The 20,211-nt window shown below is 64.1% G+C and carries 17 protein-coding genes; 8 read left to right on the top strand and 9 right to left on the bottom strand.

Annotation, left to right across the window (positions count from 1 at the left end):
- Nucleotides 1-29 precede the first annotated feature (29 nt).
- The 6 genes from CGS25_RS11970 to CGS25_RS11945 form a co-directional block, all read right to left on the bottom strand.
- On the bottom strand, nt 30-1,088 hold the full coding sequence (locus tag CGS25_RS11970) for a zinc transporter ZntB (protein WP_101675606.1): 1,059 nt from the start codon (nt 1,086-1,088) through the stop codon (nt 30-32).
- A gap of 43 nt (nt 1,089-1,131) precedes the next feature.
- Entirely contained in the window at nt 1,132-2,124 is a 993-nt protein-coding gene (locus tag CGS25_RS11965; protein WP_101675605.1) for a YhdH/YhfP family quinone oxidoreductase, read from the bottom strand.
- A 29-nt stretch (nt 2,125-2,153) separates the two neighbouring features.
- Entirely contained in the window at nt 2,154-3,206 is a 1,053-nt protein-coding gene (gene sohB / locus CGS25_RS11960) for a protease SohB (RefSeq protein WP_101675604.1), read from the bottom strand.
- A gap of 74 nt (nt 3,207-3,280) precedes the next feature.
- A complete protein-coding gene (locus CGS25_RS11955; RefSeq protein WP_101675603.1) occupies nt 3,281-3,928 on the bottom strand; it encodes a hypothetical protein in 648 nt (215 codons plus the stop codon).
- A gap of 12 nt (nt 3,929-3,940) precedes the next feature.
- Nucleotides 3,941-4,786, bottom strand: coding sequence for an NAD(+) diphosphatase (nudC, locus tag CGS25_RS11950; protein WP_232802389.1), 846 nt, complete (start codon nt 4,784-4,786; stop codon nt 3,941-3,943).
- Nucleotides 4,779-6,470, bottom strand: a complete 1,692-nt coding sequence (locus tag CGS25_RS11945) for an Hpt domain-containing protein (protein ID WP_089032020.1) — start codon at nt 6,468-6,470, stop codon at nt 4,779-4,781. The genes nudC and CGS25_RS11945 overlap by 8 nt, the downstream gene beginning before the upstream one ends.
- Before the next feature lie 420 nt (nt 6,471-6,890).
- Between CGS25_RS11945 and nhaB the strand changes: the two genes are divergently transcribed.
- Nucleotides 6,891-8,495 (top strand): sodium/proton antiporter NhaB, encoded by a 1,605-nt coding sequence (gene nhaB / locus CGS25_RS11940; RefSeq protein WP_101675602.1) that lies wholly within the window; start codon nt 6,891-6,893, stop codon nt 8,493-8,495.
- A 30-nt stretch (nt 8,496-8,525) separates the two neighbouring features.
- Here the strand turns inward: nhaB and dnaQ are convergent, their stop codons facing one another.
- The 3 genes from dnaQ to CGS25_RS11925 are packed head-to-tail and all read right to left on the bottom strand — an operon-like array spanning nt 8,526 to nt 10,488.
- Nucleotides 8,526-9,245 (bottom strand): DNA polymerase III subunit epsilon, encoded by a 720-nt coding sequence (dnaQ, locus tag CGS25_RS11935; RefSeq protein ID WP_101675601.1) that lies wholly within the window; start codon nt 9,243-9,245, stop codon nt 8,526-8,528.
- Nucleotides 9,242-9,685 carry a ribonuclease HI gene (gene rnhA, locus CGS25_RS11930; protein WP_089032023.1) on the bottom strand — a complete coding sequence of 148 codons (444 nt, stop codon included), beginning with the start codon at nt 9,683-9,685 and terminating at the stop codon, nt 9,242-9,244. The genes dnaQ and rnhA overlap by 4 nt, the downstream gene beginning before the upstream one ends.
- Nucleotides 9,682-10,488, bottom strand: a complete 807-nt coding sequence (locus CGS25_RS11925; RefSeq protein ID WP_232802388.1) for a class I SAM-dependent methyltransferase — start codon at nt 10,486-10,488, stop codon at nt 9,682-9,684. The genes rnhA and CGS25_RS11925 overlap by 4 nt, the downstream gene beginning before the upstream one ends.
- A gap of 53 nt (nt 10,489-10,541) precedes the next feature.
- Between CGS25_RS11925 and gloB the strand changes: the two genes are divergently transcribed.
- The 7 genes from gloB (at nt 10,542) to CGS25_RS11890 (ending at nt 19,750) form a co-directional block, all read left to right on the top strand.
- Nucleotides 10,542-11,315 carry a hydroxyacylglutathione hydrolase gene (gene gloB, locus CGS25_RS11920; protein ID WP_101675600.1) on the top strand — a complete coding sequence of 258 codons (774 nt, stop codon included), beginning with the start codon at nt 10,542-10,544 and terminating at the stop codon, nt 11,313-11,315.
- Nucleotides 11,316-11,557: 242 nt separating this feature from the next.
- The gene (locus CGS25_RS11915) at nt 11,558-13,126 is read left to right on the top strand and encodes a LysM peptidoglycan-binding domain-containing protein (RefSeq protein ID WP_101675599.1); all 1,569 of its coding nucleotides are present in this window, start codon (nt 11,558-11,560) and stop codon (nt 13,124-13,126) included.
- A gap of 147 nt (nt 13,127-13,273) precedes the next feature.
- Nucleotides 13,274-15,112, top strand: a complete 1,839-nt coding sequence (locus CGS25_RS11910) for an extracellular solute-binding protein (protein ID WP_101675598.1) — start codon at nt 13,274-13,276, stop codon at nt 15,110-15,112.
- Complete coding sequence (locus CGS25_RS11905; RefSeq protein ID WP_198588778.1) at nt 15,112-16,197, top strand: microcin C ABC transporter permease YejB; 1,086 nt, start codon at nt 15,112-15,114, stop codon at nt 16,195-16,197. Before CGS25_RS11910 ends, CGS25_RS11905 begins: the two co-directional genes overlap by 1 nt.
- Nucleotides 16,197-17,222, top strand: a complete 1,026-nt coding sequence (locus CGS25_RS11900) for an ABC transporter permease (RefSeq protein WP_089032029.1) — start codon at nt 16,197-16,199, stop codon at nt 17,220-17,222. Before CGS25_RS11905 ends, CGS25_RS11900 begins: the two co-directional genes overlap by 1 nt.
- Nucleotides 17,219-18,832 (top strand): ABC transporter ATP-binding protein, encoded by a 1,614-nt coding sequence (locus CGS25_RS11895; RefSeq protein WP_101675596.1) that lies wholly within the window; start codon nt 17,219-17,221, stop codon nt 18,830-18,832. Before CGS25_RS11900 ends, CGS25_RS11895 begins: the two co-directional genes overlap by 4 nt.
- A 108-nt stretch (nt 18,833-18,940) precedes the next feature.
- Nucleotides 18,941-19,750, top strand: a complete 810-nt coding sequence (locus CGS25_RS11890) for an enoyl-ACP reductase FabI (protein ID WP_101675595.1) — start codon at nt 18,941-18,943, stop codon at nt 19,748-19,750.
- Nucleotides 19,751-20,211: the final 461 nt, after the last annotated feature.

Raw genomic sequence — 20,211 nt, 5'->3', positions numbered from 1 at the left:
TCCGACGTCAGACGTCCGACACAGAAAACCTACTTCTTCCTAAGCAACCAGTTGGTGCGCGGCAGAATCCCGAGCCGACCCAGGCGTACCGCCTTGCTGGCGCGGTTGCCGAACCAGCGGCGGCGGATCATCCAGAACAGCAAGCCCAACGAGATCACCACCAGGAAGCCGACAAACCACCAGAACGCGTGGGGGTCTTCAACGCCGGGCATGCCGCCGATATTGATGCCGAACAGCCCGGTGAGAAAGCCCAGCGGCAGGAAAATGGCGCTGATAATGGCGAGCAGATACATGCGGTCATTGATCGCTTCGTTCTGAATCGCGAACACTTCTTCCTGCAACAGCGTGGCCTGGTCGCGGGCGGCGTCCAGATCTTCCACCAGGCGCTGCAGCCGGTCGCCGGCTTCCCGGATCAGCTCGCTGTCGTGGCGTTCCAGCCGCGTGTCGCTCTGCAGGCGGGTGATCGCCTCCCGTTGCGGCGCCAGGTAGCGGCGCAGGGCAATGGCGCGTCGGCGCACGCTGCTGATCGCGTGGGTCAGCGCCCGGTCCGGGGAGTGCTCCAGGCTGTCCGAGCACTCGCCCACCAGATCCTCGATGCGTTCGATCACCTCTTCCATGCGCCAGATCAGGCCGTCCACCAGCCAGGCCAGCAACTGGGACGCCGACGTCGGCCCCTGCCCCTTGGCCAGGTCCTCGGTGATTTCAGTAAGGGTGAACAACTGCCGTTTCTGGGTGCTGATGACGAGACGATCCTTGACCCACAGACGCACCGCGATCATGTCCTCGGGGCGCGCATCCGGGTACAGATTCACCCCGCGCAGATAGACCAGTAGGCCGCCGCCCACGTCGGAGACCCGGGGCCGGGTCTCCTGGGCCAGCAAGGCTTCCACGGCGGCTTCCGGCACCGCCGTCTGCCGTTCAAGCCATTCGCGGGCCTCGCTGAAGGTGTAATCCAGGTGCACCCAGACCGGGCTGCCGGTATCCGGCAAACGCTCTTGCAGAGTGAAAGGAACGGCGCCACCGGCGCCGTCCAGTTGCAGCGAGAATTTGACCCAGCCCGGCGTGCCGGGCGACGACGTTGCGCTCATGGGACGCTCCTTATCGCTCATGATCGATGTTCAGCGGTTGGCTTTAGCCAGCCACCTTGACCACCACCCGGCCACGCACCCCACCGGCCAGGATGCGCTCGAACCACTGCGGCAAATCGGCGCGCTCCACTTCGGCGGCCTCCAGGGTTTTCAGGTCCGGGGTCCAGTCACTGGCCAGCAACTGCCACATCTGCTGCTTCACTTCGCAGGGCAATTCCACGCTGTCCACGCCCAGAAGATTGACGCCGCGCAGAATAAAGGGGAACACGCTCAGATTGGCCAGGCTGGGGGAGCCGGCCAGGCCGCAGCAGGCCGCGCTGCAGCCGTACTTGAGGCTTTTCAGAGCCCCCACCAGGGTATCGCCGCCCACGCAGTCCACCGCCCCGGCCCAGCGCGGTTTCAGCATCGGCTTTTCGGTGCCCTCCAGCAGCGCTTCGCGGCCGATGATGTCGCTGGCACCCAGCTCACGCAGCCAGTCGTGAGCCTCCGCCTTGCCGGTGACCGCGACCACTTGAAAGCCCAGCCGTGACAGGATCGACACCGCCGTGCTGCCGACGCCGCCGGTGGCGCCGGTCACCAGGATTTCGCCCTGATCGGGTTGCAAACCGGTATCCAGCAACGCTTCCACGCACAGCGCGGCGGTCAGGCCGGCGGTGCCAAGCACCATGGCGTCACGGGGTTGCAGCCCCCGCGGCAGCGGCACCAGCCACTCCGCCGGTACGCGGATGTAATCGCCGTAGCCGCCGGCGGTGTTCATGCCCAGGTCGTAACCGGTGCAGATCACCGCGTCGCCGACGCTGAACGGGCCGTTCGCCGCCTGCTCCACCACGCCCACCGCGTCAATGCCGGGAGTGTGCGGGAAAGACCGCGTGACGCCCTTGTTGCCCGATGCGGACAAAGCGTCTTTGTAGTTCAAGGACGAATAGGCGACTTTAACCAGAACCTCGCCCTCGGGCAGGTCTTCCAGGTTACGCTCGCCGATATGGCTCTGATAGCCGCTGTCGGTTTTGTCGGTAATCAATGCCTTGAAGGCCATGCCTCTCTCCTACCGGCCAGCCAGCCGGATCAGTGCAAATGACGCTGGGAACCACGGTGCCAGAAGCGGTCAACCAGACGCAGCCCGGCCGCCTCCATGGAAAAGCCCAGCCGCTCGGCGAGCTTGCGACGCTGCTCCCAGCTCAATTCGTAAATATCGAGCTGTTCTTTGCGGGTTTGCAGATACTCATCACTGGTCATGATCTCATCCACCAGCCCCAGCTCCCGGGCGCGGGTACCGAACCAGTGCTCGCCGGTGGCCACCTGGTCGATGTCCAGACCACGGCGGTGTTCGCGCACGAAGCTCTTGAATAACTGGTGCGTCTCTTCCAGCTCTTCCTGGAATTTGCGTTTGCCCTTCTCGGTGTTCTCGCCAAGCATGGTGACGGTGCGCTTGTACTCGCCGGCGGTCATCATCTCCACGTCGATGTCGTTTTTCTTCAACAGACGATGGAAATTCGGCACCTGGGCGACCACGCCAATGGAACCGATCACCGAAAACGGCGCGGCGATGATGCGGTCCGCGATGCAGGCCATCATGTAACCGCCGCTGGCCGCCACCTGGTCCACCGCCACGGTCAGCTTCAGGCCACGGCCGCGCAGCCGTTTCAGCTGGGAGGCCGCCAGGCCGTAGCTGTGCACCAGGCCACCGGGGCTTTCCAGCCGCAGCAGCACTTCGTCGTCTTTGTCGGCGACTTCCAGCAAGGCGGTGATCTCGTTGCGCATGCGCTCCACGTCACTGGCGTGAATGTCGCCGTTGAAATCAAGCACGAACAGGCGCGGCTTGGCCTTGGTGTCGCCACCGGCCTTTTTGCGTTGCTTGTCCAGAGCCTTTTGTTCCTTGCGCTTCTTTTTGGCCTGCGCCTTGCGCAGGCCGGCGGGCAGAACCTGACTTTCGATGCTGTCACGCAGATCCTCGAACTCTTCGTTGAGGTGTTTCACCTGCAGATCGCCCTCGCGGTGGGCGCGCTGGCGGCTGCGCGCGGCGGCCGTGGCGATGCCACCGATCACGAACAGAATCGCCACCACCAGGGTCGCGACCTTGGCCAGGAACATGCCGTACTCAAACAGAAACTGGATCACCGTCTACTCTCGCAGATTGTTGCGCACAGGCAGATTGTTGCGCACGGATGGATGCGCACGGACCGCCGCGCGCGTTATTGCCACCCCGACACGGCTTGCTGGGCACTGCCGTTCAGGGGGCGGCCCATCAGACCGCCCGGGGTCACGGTTACTTCGAAAATGGCGCCATCGGCCATTGGCAGATAAGCGGCGCTACCATAGCGCGCATCGACCAGGAAACTCCAGCCCTCGCGCGCCTGGCGCCAGATATCCAGCCCCACTGCCTGGTCGCGCAGGCCATAGACGGTGCGTTCCTTGGAGCGCTCGTCTTCAAGGGCGAAATAGCGCCCCTGAAGACGATCCAGCTGGTAACCGGGTTTCAGGCCGAGCAGGGCAAAAGGCGTTTTCCATTTGATCACCCGGGCATCCAGCTGCCATTGATCACCGCGCAGCCGGTAGTCCCGGGCGGTGCCGTCGGCCCGCGTGAGCGTGGCGATATAGGCTTGCTCGCCGGCGGCACGAAAACTGACGGTGGCCACCGGCGTTTCACCGTTCAGCTCCTGAAAGCTGTACAGATTGATCGCCACCAGCACCAGGTAGACCGCCATCGCCAGCACCGCCAGGCCGAGCGTGCCCTTGATCCACTGCAGCACCCAGCGGTGGCGCAGCAGTATCCAGGCGCCGAGCAGAACCAGAACGAGGCTGATCGCCAGAATGCCCACGGGTGCGAGATTGAAGCTCATTAAAGGCGCCCTCTAGCGGCCGTCGTGTAATGGCTGAAAGGCGCCGCGCCAGTCATCGATCAAGGTACGCGCGATGCTGCCCGGCGGCGGTATGCGTGGCAGATCGTTGTAGTGGAACCAGCGCGCGTCGACGATTTCATCGTCATCGATATGAATATCGCCGCCGGCGTAGCGAGCCTGAAAGCCGATCATCAGCGAATGGGGAAACGGCCACGACTGGCTGCGCGCGTAACGCAGCTCATCGACGCGCACGCCGACCTCTTCCATTACCTCCCGACGCACCGCCTGCTCGGCGGTTTCACCGGCTTCCATGAATCCGGCCAGGCAAGAATAGAACCCGGATGGAAAGCGCGCCGAGCGGCCCAGCAGCGCGTACTCACCGTCGCTGACCAGGGCGATGATGCAGGGCGTGATGCGTGGGTACTGGCGGTAATCGCAGGCGCTGCACAGCATCGCCAGCTCACGCTCATGCGGCTCGGTGGGCGCGCCACAACGGCTACAGAAGCGGTGATTGCCGAGCCAGCTCAACACCTGCAAGGCGCGCGCCGCCATGGTGAACAGGGCCTCGTCCATCTCGCCCATCAATTCGCGCAATTGCACCGGATAGAGCGGCCCATCGGAGAGCTCGTGGTCCGCCTGCCGGCAGACATAGCACGGCTCGCCGTTGAGCAGGCCGAGGAAGCGGTAGCTCGGGTGCTGACGCAGCAAAAACGCCGGCGCGCGCGGCAAACCGGCGTCCGGAGCGCGCTCCGGGGAAACACACAGCTGTTGGTCGTGGATCACGAACAACCAGGCCTGATCGGCGTCGCGCGGTTCCGGCGACGACAGGTCCATCGGATTGATATCACTTTCAGACACGCTCACTCCCCGTGGCGTCGTGGGTCACCGGGTAGCCCAGCTCGGCCACCGCTTGTTCGGCCACGTCCAAGACGCCATCACCAATCGGTTTTTGCTCTTCCATGCTCTCCAGATAGTAATCGATCCCGGTGAGCGCGTCGGCAAGGGTTTCCATGACTGGCTGGCCGGGCGGCTGGCTGGCGCCGATCAGTTGTTCCTCGATCTGCGCCCGGCACGCCTTCACCACCTGGCAGGCGCGCTCCAGCTCCAGAAACATCAGCCCGCCGGAAATGCTCGCGAAGGTGCCCGGCAGGTTGCTCAGGTGCATCGGGTCCCACTGGTTTTCCATATACGCGGCCAGCGAACGTTTCGCCAGCGCCAGCCCGGCGCGGCACTCGCCCACCACGGTCATGCGCGCCTCATCCAGTTGATACAGTGAAATACGGCTGTTGGTGGCTGCGCGGCGCACGTCGTCCGAGGGCGCCAGGCTGCGCTCCAGAGAGGCAACGATGTTCTCGGCGGCGAGCAGATCATCGACCAGGGCATGGAAGTCGCCGCTGTCCACGTCCGTGTCGGCGGGCCAGCCCGCCACCTGGGTGGCGCGCTCACGCAGGGCGGCGGCTTCTGATTCCTTACCGACCATCTCCAGAGTGCTGGCGACCCGGCGCATGCCTTCGGCGACCGCCCGGTAATCGACATCCGCCACGCCCTGGGCGGCCAGGTCCAGGGTCTCCTTGATCTGATTGATCTCATCCTTGAGGGCGCCGGCGACGGAACGGATCACCGAGCCTCTGGAGCCGGTCATCAGCGCCAGCTCGCGCTGCAAATCCGCGTCGCTGGCGCCGCGTTCCAGGGCGAAGGCGGCACGCACCTCGGCGGCGGCCGGCCCGCTGCCGGCACCCAGGCTGGTCAGATAGAGGCTCTCTTTGATCAACAGCAGTGGCGCTTCCTGTTGCAGGGCATGGTCGCCGTCGTAGATCAGTTTCTTCAATTGCCGATCATACTGGGCCAGCAGCGCCTTGCGCGCGGGGGTGATCACCAGGCCATCCACCGCCAGGGTTTCGGTGGCGGCCCGGGCCACCCACCAGAAGCGGCTGTTGGCGCCTGCGCCAGACAGGCCATCGACGCGCTCCAGGGCTCGCGCCATCAATCTCAGGTGCGCGTCCCGGTTCTGGCCGCGCAGCAGGCCCAGCAGGCCGACCTGATACATATGCCGCAAGCGCCGGCTTTGCCGGGCCAGGGCGATGTGGTCACCGGGCGCCGCCGGCGGCGTGCGCGGCCTCGACAGGTCGACGCTGAAGAAATGGCTTTCTTGAATCAGCGCCTTGCCGGCGGCGCGGCGTAACTCATTAATGCCGCCGATCAACATTTCCGGCAGCGTGCGGTCCTTAAGCTGAACGTATTCGAAATAGCGCCCGAGCAGCACCACGGCATTGCTCAGCGCCTGCATCAGCGGCCGCTCGCCATGGCGCTTCAGCTCCTGGCAGGCCAGCTCCATCTCTTCACTGAGCAAGGCGGCGGCGGACAGCTCCAGCATCTGCGAGATACCGCGCAGCTGATGAAACGATTCCGCGCATTGATCCAGCACAGCCGGCTGAGCCTGATCTTCAGCGAACGCCTCGACGTTCGCCTCCGCTTCGCCAAGCGTGGTATCGATGGCGTCTTTCAGAAAAGTCAGCGAGGTGGTGTTGGTAATGGCGACCATGGATTCTCCGCGAACACCCGATGTTTATTATAACGGCGCCCGGGCCACGCAACCCGGTACCCCACCGGAGCACCGGCCTGACCGCCGGCGCGTGCCGGGATGACTCAATGTTTCCCTAAACAATGCGTCAACTTTCTTTCCTAAGCAACTGATTTAAAGGAAAAATGATAACCCTGCCACAGGCAACGGGGGAGCCATCACGGAGCCGCGAAACCGCCTGCGCAAGCCCTTGGGATGTACGCCGTTTTGCAAGTGCCCGGGAAGTGCTTATGATTGCCGCGCCCGGTAAACCTCTGAATACGCCCCATGGGCCCGGCTGTTCCGGCGCGGACGTGAGCCGGAAAACCCTAGCAGGAAAACCACGGCGGAGATTCAGAGGATTCCAGAGCCTCCCAATAATAACCGGCAGGAAGTCGTGTCATGACCACCCACGTTGGTCGCGCTTTTGCGCAGAATTTCCTCGGTCAGGCGCCCGCCTGGTACAAAGCCACCATTGTTGGTTTCCTGATCATCAATCCCCTGGTCGCTTGGACCCTCGGCGAAGTGACGGCCGGTTGGCTGTTGATGGCGGAGTTCATTTTCACCCTGGCGATGGCGCTGAAATGCTATCCACTCCAGCCTGGCGGCCTGCTCGCCATCGAGGCGCTGATCATCGGCCTCACCACCCCGGAAATGGTGCTCCACAAGGTTGAGGGCAACATGGAGGTGCTATTGCTGCTGATCTTCATGGTCGCCGGCATCTTCTTCCTCAAGGACCTGCTGCTCTACACCTTTACCCGCATTCTGCTGGGGGTGCGCTCCAAGGTGGTGCTTAGCCTGCTGTTCTCGATCGCCGCGGCGGCGCTGTCGGCGTTTCTGGATGCCCTGACCGTGACCGCGGTGGTGATCGCCGTGTGCACCGGCTTCTACGGCATCTATCACAAGGTCGCCTCCGGCAACAGCCAGCAAAGCCACGACCACGGCGACGACACCGCCGTTCAGGAACTGCATCGTGAGGATCTGCGGCGCTTCCGCGCTTTCCTGCGCAGCCTGCTGATGCACGCCGCCGTGGGCACCGCGCTGGGCGGCGTTTGCACCCTGGTGGGCGAGCCACAGAACCTGCTGATCGCCACCCAGGCGCAGTGGGAATTCGGTGAGTTTTTCCTGCGCATGGCGCCGATCAGCCTGCCGGTACTGGTGATGGGCCTGCTCACCTGCGCGTTATTGGAAATCAGCGGCGCCTTCGGCTATGGCGAAGGCCTGCCGGACAAGGTGCGTTCGATCATGGCGCAGCACGCCAGCGAACTGGCCCGGCGGCGCACTTTGCGCGACAAGGTCAATCTCGCCGTGCAGGCGCTGATCGCGCTGTGGCTGGTGGTGGGGCTGGCCACCCATGCGGCGGCGGTGGGACTGGTGGGGCTGAGCGTGATTATTCTCGCCACCTCGTTCTGCGGCATCATCGAGGAGCATCGCCTCGGCCAGGCGTTTGAAGAGGCGTTGCCGTTCACCGCCCTGCTCACCGTGTTCTTCGCGATTGTCGCGGTGATCGCCGATCAGCAGTTGTTCACGCCGCTGATCGAGTTCGTGCTGCAGCTTGAGCGGCATGTCCAGGCGCCGGCGTTCTATATCGCCAACGGCCTGCTCTCGGCAATCTCGGACAATGTGTTCGTGGCCACCGTCTACATGGACGAAGTGAGCAAAGCGTTACTGAACAACGAGATCAGCCGCGACACCTTTGACCTGCTGGCGATCGCGATCAACACCGGTACCAATATTCCTTCGGTGGCCACGCCGAACGGCCAGGCGGCGTTCTTGTTCCTGCTCACCTCGGCGTTGGCGCCGCTGGTGCGGTTGTCCTATGGGCGCATGGTTTTGATGGCCCTGCCCTACACCGTGGTCATGAGCCTCACCGGCCTGCTGATGGCGTCGGTGGCGCTGGAACCGGCCACCCAATGGATGTACCAGCAAGGCTGGATCGAACATCACCAGGCGCGCGACCTGAATCTGGAGGCCGGCGCCGACCACCGCGCCCCCGGGTCGCTTTGATCAAGGCGCCGCGCTGGGGGCGCGGCGGTTTTACCCTTCCAGCTGCTGCCAGAGGGTGAGCTGATCGTTGTTGCCGGCCATCGTTTCAAGCTTATGGCGATGGCGCTGCAGATCGTCTTCGCTGGCGCGAATCACGGCAATGGCCGGCCGGTCGGCGCTCAGCCGGCGGATCGTTTCCGCCACCTGGCCGTGCTGGCCGCCGGTGTCGGCGCCGCCCAGCGACAGGCGCGTCTGGCCACCGGTCATCGCCAGATAGACGTCGGCGAGGATCTCCGCGTCCAGCAACGCGCCGTGCAGCTCGCGGTGGCCATTTTCCACATGGTAGCGCCGGCACAGCGCATCCAGGCTGTTCTTTTGGCCCGGGTGCATTTCGCGCGCCATTCTCAGGGTGTCGAGAATCCCGCAGCGCTGCTCCACGGTGCCCAGGCCGCGCTTGAGCAGCTTGAACTCGTGGTTGAGAAAGCCGACGTCGAACGGCGCGTTGTGAATCACCAGCTCGGCGCCGTCGATGAAACCGATCAGTTCATCAACGATGTGTTCGAAGACCGGCTTGTCGGAGAGGAATTCACGGGTAATGCCGTGCACTTCCAGCGCGCCTTCGTCGATGTCCCGCTCCGGGTTGATGTAGAGATGCAGGTTATTGCCGGTAAGCCGGCGGTTCTCCACTTCGACACAGCCAATTTCGATGATACGGTGTCCGCCGAGCGGGTCCAGGCCGGTGGTTTCGGTATCCAGAACAATCTGTCTCACGCGCTTGTCTCCATCTCATCGATGCCCCGGTTGGCCAACTGGTCGGCCCGCTCGTTGTCGACGTGGCCACTGTGCCCCTTGACCCAGCGCCAGTCGATCTGGTGCCGCTGGCAAGCCTGGTCAAGACGCTGCCAGAGGTCCACGTTCTTGACCGGCTGCTTGCCGGCGGTGCGCCAGCCGCGTTTTTTCCAGTTGTGCATCCACTCGGTGATGCCTTTGCGCACGTATTGGGAATCCGTGGTCAGCACCACCTTGCAGGGTTCGCGCAGCGCTTCCAGAGCCTGAATCGCCGCCATCAATTCCATGCGGTTGTTGGTGGTCGGGGTCTCGCCGCCAAACAACTCTTTCTCGTGGCTGCCGGCGCGCAGTATCGCCCCCCAGCCACCCGGCCCCGGATTACCCCGGCAGGCGCCGTCGGTGAAAATGTCCACTTCTCTCATTCGGGTCTCTCAAGCTCCCAGTTTCGTTGTTGTCGCCAGCGCGCCACCGGCACCGAAATCACCGTGGGTGGCGGGCGCTGAAAGCGCCGCGCCGGGGCCGCCGGCCGCAGCATCGCCGCGCGCTTACGCGCGACCAACAGGTACACCCCGCCGTAGCGCCACCAGAAATGCTCACCGAGCCATTCCAGCCAGCGCAGCCGCGCCCGGCCACGGTCGGAGAGCGGCAGATTATGAAAGCCGCTGGCCAGCCCCTCGACCTCGAAGCCCAGAACATGCAGCCAGTCGCTGACCCGATAGGGGCGGAAATAACGTCCGTTCCAGCCCGGGCGGTTGGCACCGGTACGCACCCAGCGCGCCAAGCCCATGGGGCTGAGCGGATGGAATCCGACCACCGCGAGAACGCCGCCCGGGGCCACGCACCGGGCCGCTTCGCGCAGCACCTGGTGGGGGGCGTCGTGAAATTCCAGGCCATGGTGCAGCAGCATCACATCCACGCTGTTTTTGGCCACCGGTAACGCCTGCGGCAGAGCCTGGACCTGGCCGTTGGCGAAGCCGCTGGCGGTGATCGCGCAGCGCCACGGCAGGCGGATGCCGGCCAGCATGTCGCGGCCGCGCCCGCTGGCCACTTCGACCGCGCGTTGGCCGACCATGCGCGGCAACAGATCGGCGAGCATGGCCCGTTCCGCCGCCAGTACGGCGGCGCCGGCCTCGCTGTCGAGCCAGCGATCAAAGCGTTCCGGCATGTCCTCCGGATGGCGGCGGAAAGGTCGCCGGGCGAGCGGCGGCAGGCGCATGTCTGACATTTTTCGAGCGGGTCCTGTAACCTTGGCAGTGAATACGGCAAGGGTAGCACGTCATGTTGAAAGCCCCTACGGCGATCCCGGCGTTCCGGGACAACTACATCTGGGCCATTGTTGAGGGCGACCGGTGCGTGGTGGTCGATCCCGGGGACGCGGCGCCGGTGGAAGCGTGGCTGAGCGAACAGGGTCTGACCCTGAGCGCGATTCTGATCACCCACCATCACCCGGATCATGTCGGCGGTGTCAGTGCCCTGTGCCGGCAGCGTTCGATTCCGGTGTACGGGCCAGCGCGGGAATCGATTCCGGAAATTGGCCACCCGCTCAATGATGGCGACCGGGTGCGCCTGAGCGGGCCGGACCTGGAACTGGACGTACTGGAGGTGCCCGGACACACCCTCGGGCATATCGCCTTTTACGCCGCCGGCCAGGGCTGGCTGTTCTGCGGCGACACCCTGTTCGCGGGCGGCTGCGGCCGGCTGTTCGAGGGCACGCCGGAACAGATGCACCACTCGCTGACGCGCCTGGCCGCGCTGCCGGAAGAAACCCGGGTGTTCTGCGCCCATGAATACACGCTCGCCAATCTGACCTTCGCGGCCAGCGTGTCGCCGCAAGACAACAACGTGCTGGCGCGCCTGGAGCAAGTGCGCGCACTGCGCGAGCAGGATCGCATTACCCTGCCCTCCACGATTGGCGAGGAGCGGCGCACCAATCCGTTCTTGCGCTCCGCCGAGCCGCAATTGCGGCATGCCTGCGAGACCCATTTCGGCGTGGCGCCGGACAGTTGCGTGGAGAATTTCGCCGCCCTGCGGCGCTGGAAGGATTCCGCCTGAATAAGCCGGCCCGCCACGCCGGGGTCGGCGGTGGCGCGACACCGGAGCACGGGGATCGGGGCGTTTTCAGGCACGACTTTTGCTGAATCGATTCGCGTCCAGCGTCTTTTCGCTGGATCGTGATGGGGATACCAATTCCAACAAAGAGGCACGCCGGGAGGGCTGCCTAAGCGCTTTTTTGCTTGCCGGTTCGGGAGGGGATGCCTAGAATCGGCTCGAAATTTAATCTGTATCTTATTGTTATGAATAGACTTATTGGTTGTTTCGCCCTGGGGATCATTATGCTGTCTTCCGGCTGTGCGGTGGCGCCGCCGGTGGATGAGCTGCCGCCCATGCCGGCCGCCGAGCCAGCGCTGGATCAGCCGGATCTGGCCAACGGCATGGCCGAGCCGGCGCCGGTGAAAAAACCGGCGCCCCTGGAAGACCAGGACATCTGGGACCGAATCCGCGCCGGTTACGCGCTTGATCCGCATCAGGATAATCAGCGCATTCGCTTGCAGCGCGAATGGTATGCCCGCCACCCGGCTTACTTCACCCGCGTCACCACCCGCGCCGAGCGCTATCTGCACTTTATTGTCGAGGAAGCCGAGCGGCGCGACATGCCCGCCGAACTGGTGCTCCTGCCGGTGGTTGAGAGCGCCTTCGATCCGTTCGCCTACTCCCACGGCCAGGCCGCCGGGCCCTGGCAGTTTATTCCCTCCACCGGTGAGTATTTCGGCCTCGATCAGACCTGGTGGTACGACGGCCGCCGCGATATCGTGCGCTCCACCCGGGCGGCGCTGGATTACCTGCAGCAGCTCGCTGATCGCTTCGACGGCGACTGGCTGCTGGCGTTGGCTTCGTACAATGCCGGCGGCGGCACGGTGTCACGGGCGATCCGCCGCAACGAAGAGGCCGGCGAGCCGACCGATTTCTGGCACCTGAACCTGCCCCGCGAAACCACCGCCTATGTACCGAAGCTGCTGGCCGTGGCCCAGATCGTGGCCGATCCGCGGGAATACGGCGTGACACTCCATGAGATTCCCGATGAAGCCTACTTCAAGGCGGTCGACGTGGGCGGCCAGATCGATCTGGCCGAGGCCGCTCGGCTGGCGCAGATTTCCACCGAAGAGCTGTACCTGTTGAACCCGGCGTTCAACCGCTGGGCCACCGCCCCGGATGGCCCGCATAAATTGCTGGTACCGGTGGACAAGGCCGCGCTGTTCAAAAGCCGCCTCGCCGATCTACCCGATGACCAGCGCCTGAGCTGGCAGCGATACACCATTCGCCGGGGCGACACCCTGGTGGCCATCGCCCGCCACAATCGCACCACCCCGGCGGTGTTGCGCAATATCAATCGCCTTCACAACAACACCATCATCGCCGGCCGGGTGCTGTTGATCCCCGCCGCCGCCGGTAGTGCGGCCAGCGCCGGTGAAGCGCTGGCCGGCCAGGAACAATCCCGCCAGCGCATTGATTACCGGGTCAGCCGCGGCGATACCCTGTGGCGCATCGCGCGGCACCATGATGTGACCGTCAACGCCTTGGCGAAATGGAACGACCTGTCCCCGGGCAAGCCGCTGCAAGTCGGCCAGACCCTGGCGATCTGGCGGCAGGGAGGCGACAGCGGCGCCAGCGAAAGTGCGCGCCAGGAAATGATCCGCAAGGTGCGCTACTCAGTGCGCAACGGCGACTCGTTGTACGCCATCGCCGATCGTTTCAATGTCTCGGTCACGCAGATCCGCGATTGGAATCACACCGTGGAACGCCGACGCTATCTGCGCCCCGGCGACCAACTGACTTTGTACGTGGATATCCGTAACGCGCCCTGATCACGGTGGCCATTGCGTTTCGATGCGGCCCTCGGGGAACCCGGCGCCCCGTTGCGGTCCAATGCTGCGGGTCCCGGCACGGTTGGTGAACCGGCCGCGCTGGGCTATGGTGTCGCAAACGCCCTCAGCCAGGAGTCCACAATAACGATGACAGGCGTCGCCTTTTGTTTCCGGGTTTTCTTGCCAAGCCGTTTCTGGCTGTGTGCCGCCGCCATTTTGCTGGCCGGCCCCGCCTTCGCCGAGGTGCACCGCGCCCACGCCATCGCCATGCATGGTGAGCCCAAATACGGGCCGGATTTTTCCCACTTCGACTACGTCAACCCGGATGCCCCCAAAGGCGGGCAACTGAAACTGCACGTGATTGGCGGGTTCGACAGCTTCATGCCCTGGTTGCCCAAGGGCAACTCGGCCTCCGGCATCGGCGCCCTGGGCAACAGCTATCTTTACGACAGCCTGGTGGTGCCCAGCCTGGACGAACCGTTCACCGAATACGGCCTGCTGGCCAAGACCATCGAGTGGCCGGACGATCGCAGCTGGGTCGCCTACACCCTGCGTGAAAACGCGCGCTTCGCGGACGGTGAGCCGATTCTCGCCGACGACGTGGTGTGGACCTTCGAGCAGCTCAAGGAGCACGGGGCGCCCTTCTACGCCTATTACTATGGCGACGTCACCCAGGTTGAAGCGCTCTCCAAGCGCAAAGTGAAATTCACTTTCCGTTCCGGTCGGAACCCGGAGCTGGCGATGATCGTCGGGCAGATGCCGGTGCTGCCCAAGCACTATTGGAAAGACAAGAATTTCGAGAACGCCACCCTGGTGCCCCCGCTGGGCTCCGGCCCCTACAAAATCGCCAGTTTCAAAGCCGGCAAGCGGGTGGTTTACGAACGCCGTGACGATTACTGGGCCAGGGATCTGCCGGTGATGCGCGGGCACAATAATTTTGGCCGCATCGTGTTCGAGTACTACCTGGATGACACCGTGGCGCTGCAGGCCTTTAAGCGGGGCGATTACGATTGGCGCTTTGAGACCAACGCCAAATACTGGGCGACCTCCTACACCGGCGAGGCGTTTCGTGACGGCACCCTGCTGACCGAGGAGGTGGCGCACAGCAACCCGGCGGGCATGCAGGGCTTTATCTTCAACACCCGGCGGCCGGTGTTCCAGGACCCGGTGCTGCGTGAAGCGATGGCCTACGCGTTCGATTTTGAATGGTCCAACAAGCATCTTTTTTATGGCGAGTACAAACGCACCCGCAGCTATTTCGAGAACTCCGATCTGGCCGCCTCCGGCCTCCCGGACCAGGCTGAGCTTAAATTACTGGAGCCGCTGAAAAAGGACCTGCCGGCACGGGTCTTCACCGAAAGTTACCAGCCGCCCTCCTCCGATGGCTCCGGGCGCCCCCGCGACAATCTGCGCCATGCCCAGGCGATGCTGAAGCAGGCCGGTTATCGGATTGAGGGCAATCAGCTGTACAACCCCGAGGGCAAGCCGGTGCGTTTTGAGTTTCTGCTTTACAGCCCGGCCTTCGAGCGCGTGGTGCTGCCATTCACCCGCAACCTCAAGGTGCTGGGCATCGACACCAGCGTGGTGCGCGTGGATGAGTCCCAGTATGTTCAGCGCCTGCGCAGCTACGACTACGACATGGTCGTCGGTGGTTGGGGGCAATCGCCGTCACCGGGCAACGAGCAGCGCGATTACTGGAGCTCGGCTTCCGCCAAGCGGGAAAGCAGCCGCAACACCGCCGGGGTCAGCAACCCGGCGATTGATGCGCTGGTGGAAAAGGTGATTTCCGCGGACAGCCGCGAAGCGCTGGTGACCCGTTGCCACGCTCTTGACCGGGCGTTGCAGTGGGGCTTTTATGTGATTCCCAACTGGTATCTGGATCACCACCGCTTCGCCTATCAATCGCGGCTCAAGCATCCGCCCCTGCCACCCTACGTGAACGTGGACGGCGCCCTCGACATCTGGTGGGATAAAAGCGCGCAATAATGCTGATCTATATTCTCAAACGGCTGCTGCTGATCGTCCCCACCCTGTTCGGCATCCTGCTGCTCAATTTCGTGATCGTGCAAGGCGCCCCCGGCGGCCCCGTGGAGAAGGCGCTGGCGCAGCTTCAGGGGCTGGGCGGTGGCGGTGGTGCCGGCGGCGGCTTCGCCGGCACCACCGCCGATGTGGTGACCAGCGGCAACCATAATTACCGTGGCTCCCAGGGCCTGCCCGCGGATCTGGTGGAGCGCGTCGAGAAGCTTTACGGCTTCGACAAGCCGGCGCCGGAACGATTCTGGCTGATGGTCAAGCACTACCTGAGCTTTGATTTCGGTGAATCCTACTATCGCGATCGCCCGGTCAGCACGCTGATCGCCGAGCGCCTGCCGGTGTCCATCTCGCTGGGCTTGTGGAGTACGCTGATCACCTACCTGGTGGCGATCCCGCTGGGCATTCGCAAGGCGGTGCGCGACGGTTCGCGCTTCGACGTGTGGACCAGCACGGCGATCATTGTCGGTTACGCGATTCCCAGCTTCCTGATCGCCATTTTGCTGGTGGTGCTGTTCGCCGGCGGCTCCTACTTCGACTGGTTCCCGCTGCGCGGGCTGACCTCGGACAACTTCGCTCAGCTCTCCGGCTGGCAGAAGCTGCTCGACTACGCCCGCCATATCTTCCTGCCCACGGTGGCCATCGTGGTGGGCAATTTCGCCACCCTGACCATGCTCACCAAAAACTCCTTCCTCGACGAGATCGGCAAGCAATACGTACAAACCGCCCGCGCCAAGGGACTCACGGAAAACCGGGTGCTCTACGGCCATGTGTTCCGCAACGCCATGTTGATCATCATCGCCGGCTTTCCGGCCGCCTTTGTCAGCATGTTCTTCACCGGCGTGATGCTGATTGAATACATTTTCTCCCTGGACGGGCTCGGCCTGCTCGGCTTCGAATCGGTGATCAACCGCGACTACCCGGTGGTGTTCGGTACTCTCTTTATCTTCACCCTGCTGGGAATGGTGCTTAAGCTGCTCTCCGATCTCACTTATATGTGGGTGGACCCGCGCATCGATTTCGAGCGGAGGGCGCGCTGATGCCGATGCGCAATCCGGTACTGCAACGGCAATGGCGGGCGTTTCGGCGCAACCGGCGCGGCTACTGGTCCATGTGGGTGTTCGCGGTGCTGTTCGTGCTCAGCCTCGGCGCCGAGTTCGTGGCCAACGACAAACCGTTGCTGGTCAGCTATCAGAACGAACTGTACCTGCCGGTCTTCAACACCTATCCGGAAACCGTGTTTGGCGGGCTGTTCGAGACCGAAGCGAATTACCGCGACCCCTACGTGCGCGATTTGATCAACGCCGACGGCTGGATGCTGTGGCCACCGATCCGCTACAGCTACAACACCATCAATTACGACCTCCAGGTGCCGGCGCCGGCGCCGCCGTCGGCGGAAAACTGGCTGGGCACCGACGATCAGGGCCGCGACGTGCTGGCGCGTCTGATTTACGGCTTTCGCACCTCGATCCTGTTTGGCCTGATGCTGACCATCGGTTCCAGCCTGGTGGGCGTGGTGGTTGGCGCTCTGCAAGGCTACTACGGCGGCTGGCTGGATCTGGCCGGCCAGCGCTTTATGGAAGTGTGGTCGAGCATGCCGATTCTCTACCTGATTATCGTGCTCTCCAGTTTCATGGTGCCGGGGTTCTGGAGCCTGCTGCTAGTGATGTTGCTGTTTTCCTGGATGACCCTGGTGGATCTGGTGCGCGCGGAGTTTCTGCGCGGCCGCAACCTGGACTACGTGCGCGCCGCTCAGGCACTGGGTGTGCGCACGCCGGTGATTCTGTTTCGCCATATGCTGCCCAACGCCATGGTCGCCACCCTGACCTTCCTGCCCTTCGTGCTCAATGCCTCGGTGGTGCTGCTCACCTCGCTGGATTTCATCGGTTTCGGTCTGCCACCCGGCGACCCGTCGCTGGGCGAACTGCTCGGCCAGGGCAAGGCCAACCTGCAAGCGCCCTGGCTGGGCCTCAGTGCCTTCGCCACGCTGGCGCTGATGCTGTCGCTGCTGGTGTTTATCGGTGAAGCGATCCGCGATGCCTTCGACCCGAGGAAGTACCAATGAGCGCGCTGATGCGGTTGAACGACCTGAGCGTCTGGTTTGACGACCCGGCGCGCCCGGCGGTGGATGGCGTCAGCCTGACCGTGGAGGCCGGGCGCATGCTGGCGCTGGTGGGGGAATCCGGCTCCGGGAAATCGCTCACCGCCTTGTCGATTCTGGATTTGCTGCCGGCCGGCGCCCACCACCGCGCCGGCGCCATCGAACTGGATGGCGAGGACGTCCAGGGCTGGCCCGACGCCCGCCGCCGCCGGCTGCGCGGCGGCGACATCGGCACCATCTTCCAAGAACCGCTCACCGCGCTCAATCCGCTGCACAGCGTCGGCAAGCAAATCGGCGAGGCGATCCGCGTGCACCAGGGGCTGGGGCGGCAGGCGGTGCGCGCGCGCAGCCTGGAACTGCTCGCCCAGGTGGACCTGCCGGCCAGCGCCGAGACGCTGGCGCGTTATCCGCATCAGCTCAGCGGCGGCCAGCGTCAGCGGGTGATGATCGCCATGGCGCTGGCCAACAATCCGCGTTTACTGATCGCCGACGAGCCCACCACGGCGCTGGATGTGACCATCCAGGAAACCATTCTGGAACTGCTCAAGCGCCTTCAGCGTGAACTGAACCTGGGCATTCTGCTGATCAGCCACGACCTCGGCCTGGTCAGCCGCTTCGCCGAGGACGTGGCGGTGATGCACCGCGGCAAACTGGTGGAGAGCGGCCCGGTGGACGATGTTCTGGAGCGACCGAAGGCGGACTACACCCGCCACCTGATCGCCGCCGAGCCCGGCGGCGCGCCGCGCCCCCTGCCCGCTGACGCGCCCCTGTTACTCAACGCCGAGGATCTTCTGGTACGGTTCCATGGCCGCCGCCGCTTCGGCGGCTTTGGTGGCCGCGACAGCCTTAACGCAGTGGACCGGGTGTCGCTGCAGGTGCGGCGCGGCGAGACGCTCGGGGTAGTGGGCGAATCCGGCTCCGGAAAGTCGACGCTGGCGCTGGCGCTGCTCAGGCTCACCCACGCCGCCGGCCGCATTACCCTGCTCGACCAGCGCCTGGATACCTTGCACGGCGCGGCGTTGCGCCCCTGGCGGCGCCATCTGCAGGTGGTGTTCCAGGACCCCTACGGCAGCCTCAATCCGCGCCTGACCGTGGGCCAGGCGGTCAGCGAGGGGCTGCGGGTGCATCACAAAGACCTGAACGCCGCCCAGCGCCAGGCGCGCACCCGCGCCCTGCTGGAGGAAGTGGGCTTAAGCGCCGAGGCCGTGGATCGCTACCCCCACGAATTTTCCGGCGGCCAGCGCCAGCGCATCGCCATTGCCCGGGCCCTGGTGGTGCAACCGGACCTGCTGATTCTGGACGAACCCACCTCGGCGCTGGATCGCAGTGTGCAGGCGCAGGTGCTGGAACTGCTGAAAACACTGCAGGACCGCCACGGCCTGAGCTATCTGTTTATCAGCCATGACCTCAAAGTGGTGCGCGCCATCAGCCATCGCCTTATGGTGATGCGGCATGGCAAAGTGATCGAAGCGGGCGACACCGAGCAGCTGTTCACCGCGCCGGCGCAGGATTACACCCGGCAACTGATCGACGCGGCGTTCAGCCGCCACAGGAAACAAGCCGTTGCACATTGACGCCGGCACCGGCTTTTTCCGGCCTGACAATCTCCTATACTAGGGCGAATGACGCCTTGCTCGGCGCTTTCCGCCGGCCCTCCGGCGCACACACTTTGAGGATATGACATGGGTTTTCTCACCGGTAAGCGATTCCTGATCGTCGGCATCGCCAGTGACCGCTCCATCGCCACCGGCATCGCCGACGCGATGCACCGTGAAGGCGCCGAGCTCGCTTTCACCTACCAGAACGACAAGCTGAAAAGCCGGGTATTGAAGGTCGCCGAGCGCTGCGCCAGCAATGAAGCCCTGTGTTTTCCCTGCGACGTCACCTCCGACGACGAGATCGCGCAGGTGTTCGCCGGCCTTGGCAAACAGTGGGATGGACTCGATGGCGTGGTGCACGCGGTCGGTTTCGCGCCCGGCAGCGAGCTGGACGGCAACTTCGTCGACGTCGCCACCCGCGAGGGCTTCCGCATTGCCCACGACATTTCCGCGTACAGCTTCGTGGCGCTGGCGCAGGCCGCCAAGCCGCTGATGCAGGGCCGCCAGGGCGCGCTGTTGACGCTCAGCTACCACGCCTCCCGCCAGACCGTGCCCAACTACAATGTCATGGGCCTGGCCAAAGCGAGCCTGGAAGCCTCGGTGCGCTACCTGGCCTCGAGCATGGGCCCCGAAGGCGTGCGCGTGAACGGCATTTCCGCTGGCCCGATCCGCACTCTGGCCGCGTCCGGCATCAAGAAGTTTCGCATGATGCTCGATTACAACGCCGCCAAGGCGCCGCTGCGCCGCAACGTCACCATTGAGGAAGTGGGCAACACCGCCGCCTTCCTGTGCTCGGACCTGGCCTCCGGGATCACCGGCGAAATCACCTACGTGGACGCCGGCGCCGCCACCGTTTCCATGCCCTTTGATGAGCAGGAAGGCGGAGCCGCGTAGGAACAGGCCAGATAAAGCCATCCTTAAAGCATAGAAAAGGTTCATCGCGGACTAGCGGGAATTGTCTTTTGGGATCGTGTCTGGGTGGCGCTATTGAGGACGCGGGACAAGGGCGGTGCCTTCCGGGACCGCTCAAGCCATCCATGGCCGCTGTTTGTTTGGCCATCCCTGGCCACACAGCTCCCTCCAGGCACCGCCCTTGTCCCGCTCACTGAGCAGCGTCACCGCCACGGGTCATAGTACCGCCAGGACCGCGACGGCGCGGTTTGGTGTCGATAATGACTTTTGAGCAGCGAGCGACCCGACGATGGGCTTAAGGTTGGCCTATTGGTTTACCGGGAAATCGCTTTACTCACAGGGTTGCTGGCAGAGCCATCAATGCCCTTTGGTTAAGTTCCTCGGTCTGGTCACGTCCTCTAGTCGCCACGATCCTACCGTACCGCTCTGGAGGGCCCTTCCCC

It is taken from the genome of Alloalcanivorax mobilis (genome assembly GCF_002864685.1).
In the GTDB taxonomy this organism is placed as follows: domain Bacteria; phylum Pseudomonadota; class Gammaproteobacteria; order Pseudomonadales; family Alcanivoracaceae; genus Alloalcanivorax; species Alloalcanivorax mobilis.
Note: the sequence above shows the minus strand (reverse complement) of the source record. Positions and strands in the feature narration are given on the sequence as shown.

What these genes read in the sequence shown, in the direction of transcription:
- CGS25_RS11970 (WP_101675606.1), bottom strand. Translation starts at nt 1,088, where the DNA reads ATGAGCGCAACGTCGTCGCCCGGCACGCCGGGCTGGGTCAAATTCTCG.
- CGS25_RS11965 (WP_101675605.1), bottom strand. Translation starts at nt 2,124, where the DNA reads ATGGCCTTCAAGGCATTGATTACCGACAAAACCGACAGCGGCTATCAG.
- CGS25_RS11955 (WP_101675603.1), bottom strand. Translation starts at nt 3,928, where the DNA reads ATGAGCTTCAATCTCGCACCCGTGGGCATTCTGGCGATCAGCCTCGTT.
- CGS25_RS11945 (WP_089032020.1), bottom strand. Translation starts at nt 6,470, where the DNA reads ATGGTCGCCATTACCAACACCACCTCGCTGACTTTTCTGAAAGACGCC.
- nhaB (WP_101675602.1), top strand. Translation starts at nt 6,891, where the DNA reads ATGACCACCCACGTTGGTCGCGCTTTTGCGCAGAATTTCCTCGGTCAG.
- rnhA (WP_089032023.1), bottom strand. Translation starts at nt 9,685, where the DNA reads ATGAGAGAAGTGGACATTTTCACCGACGGCGCCTGCCGGGGTAATCCG.
- CGS25_RS11925 (WP_232802388.1), bottom strand. Translation starts at nt 10,488, where the DNA reads ATGTCAGACATGCGCCTGCCGCCGCTCGCCCGGCGACCTTTCCGCCGC.
- gloB (WP_101675600.1), top strand. Translation starts at nt 10,542, where the DNA reads ATGTTGAAAGCCCCTACGGCGATCCCGGCGTTCCGGGACAACTACATC.
- CGS25_RS11915 (WP_101675599.1), top strand. Translation starts at nt 11,558, where the DNA reads ATGAATAGACTTATTGGTTGTTTCGCCCTGGGGATCATTATGCTGTCT.
- CGS25_RS11910 (WP_101675598.1), top strand. Translation starts at nt 13,274, where the DNA reads ATGACAGGCGTCGCCTTTTGTTTCCGGGTTTTCTTGCCAAGCCGTTTC.
- CGS25_RS11905 (WP_198588778.1), top strand. Translation starts at nt 15,112, where the DNA reads ATGCTGATCTATATTCTCAAACGGCTGCTGCTGATCGTCCCCACCCTG.
- CGS25_RS11900 (WP_089032029.1), top strand. Translation starts at nt 16,197, where the DNA reads ATGCCGATGCGCAATCCGGTACTGCAACGGCAATGGCGGGCGTTTCGG.
- CGS25_RS11895 (WP_101675596.1), top strand. Translation starts at nt 17,219, where the DNA reads ATGAGCGCGCTGATGCGGTTGAACGACCTGAGCGTCTGGTTTGACGAC.
- CGS25_RS11890 (WP_101675595.1), top strand. Translation starts at nt 18,941, where the DNA reads ATGGGTTTTCTCACCGGTAAGCGATTCCTGATCGTCGGCATCGCCAGT.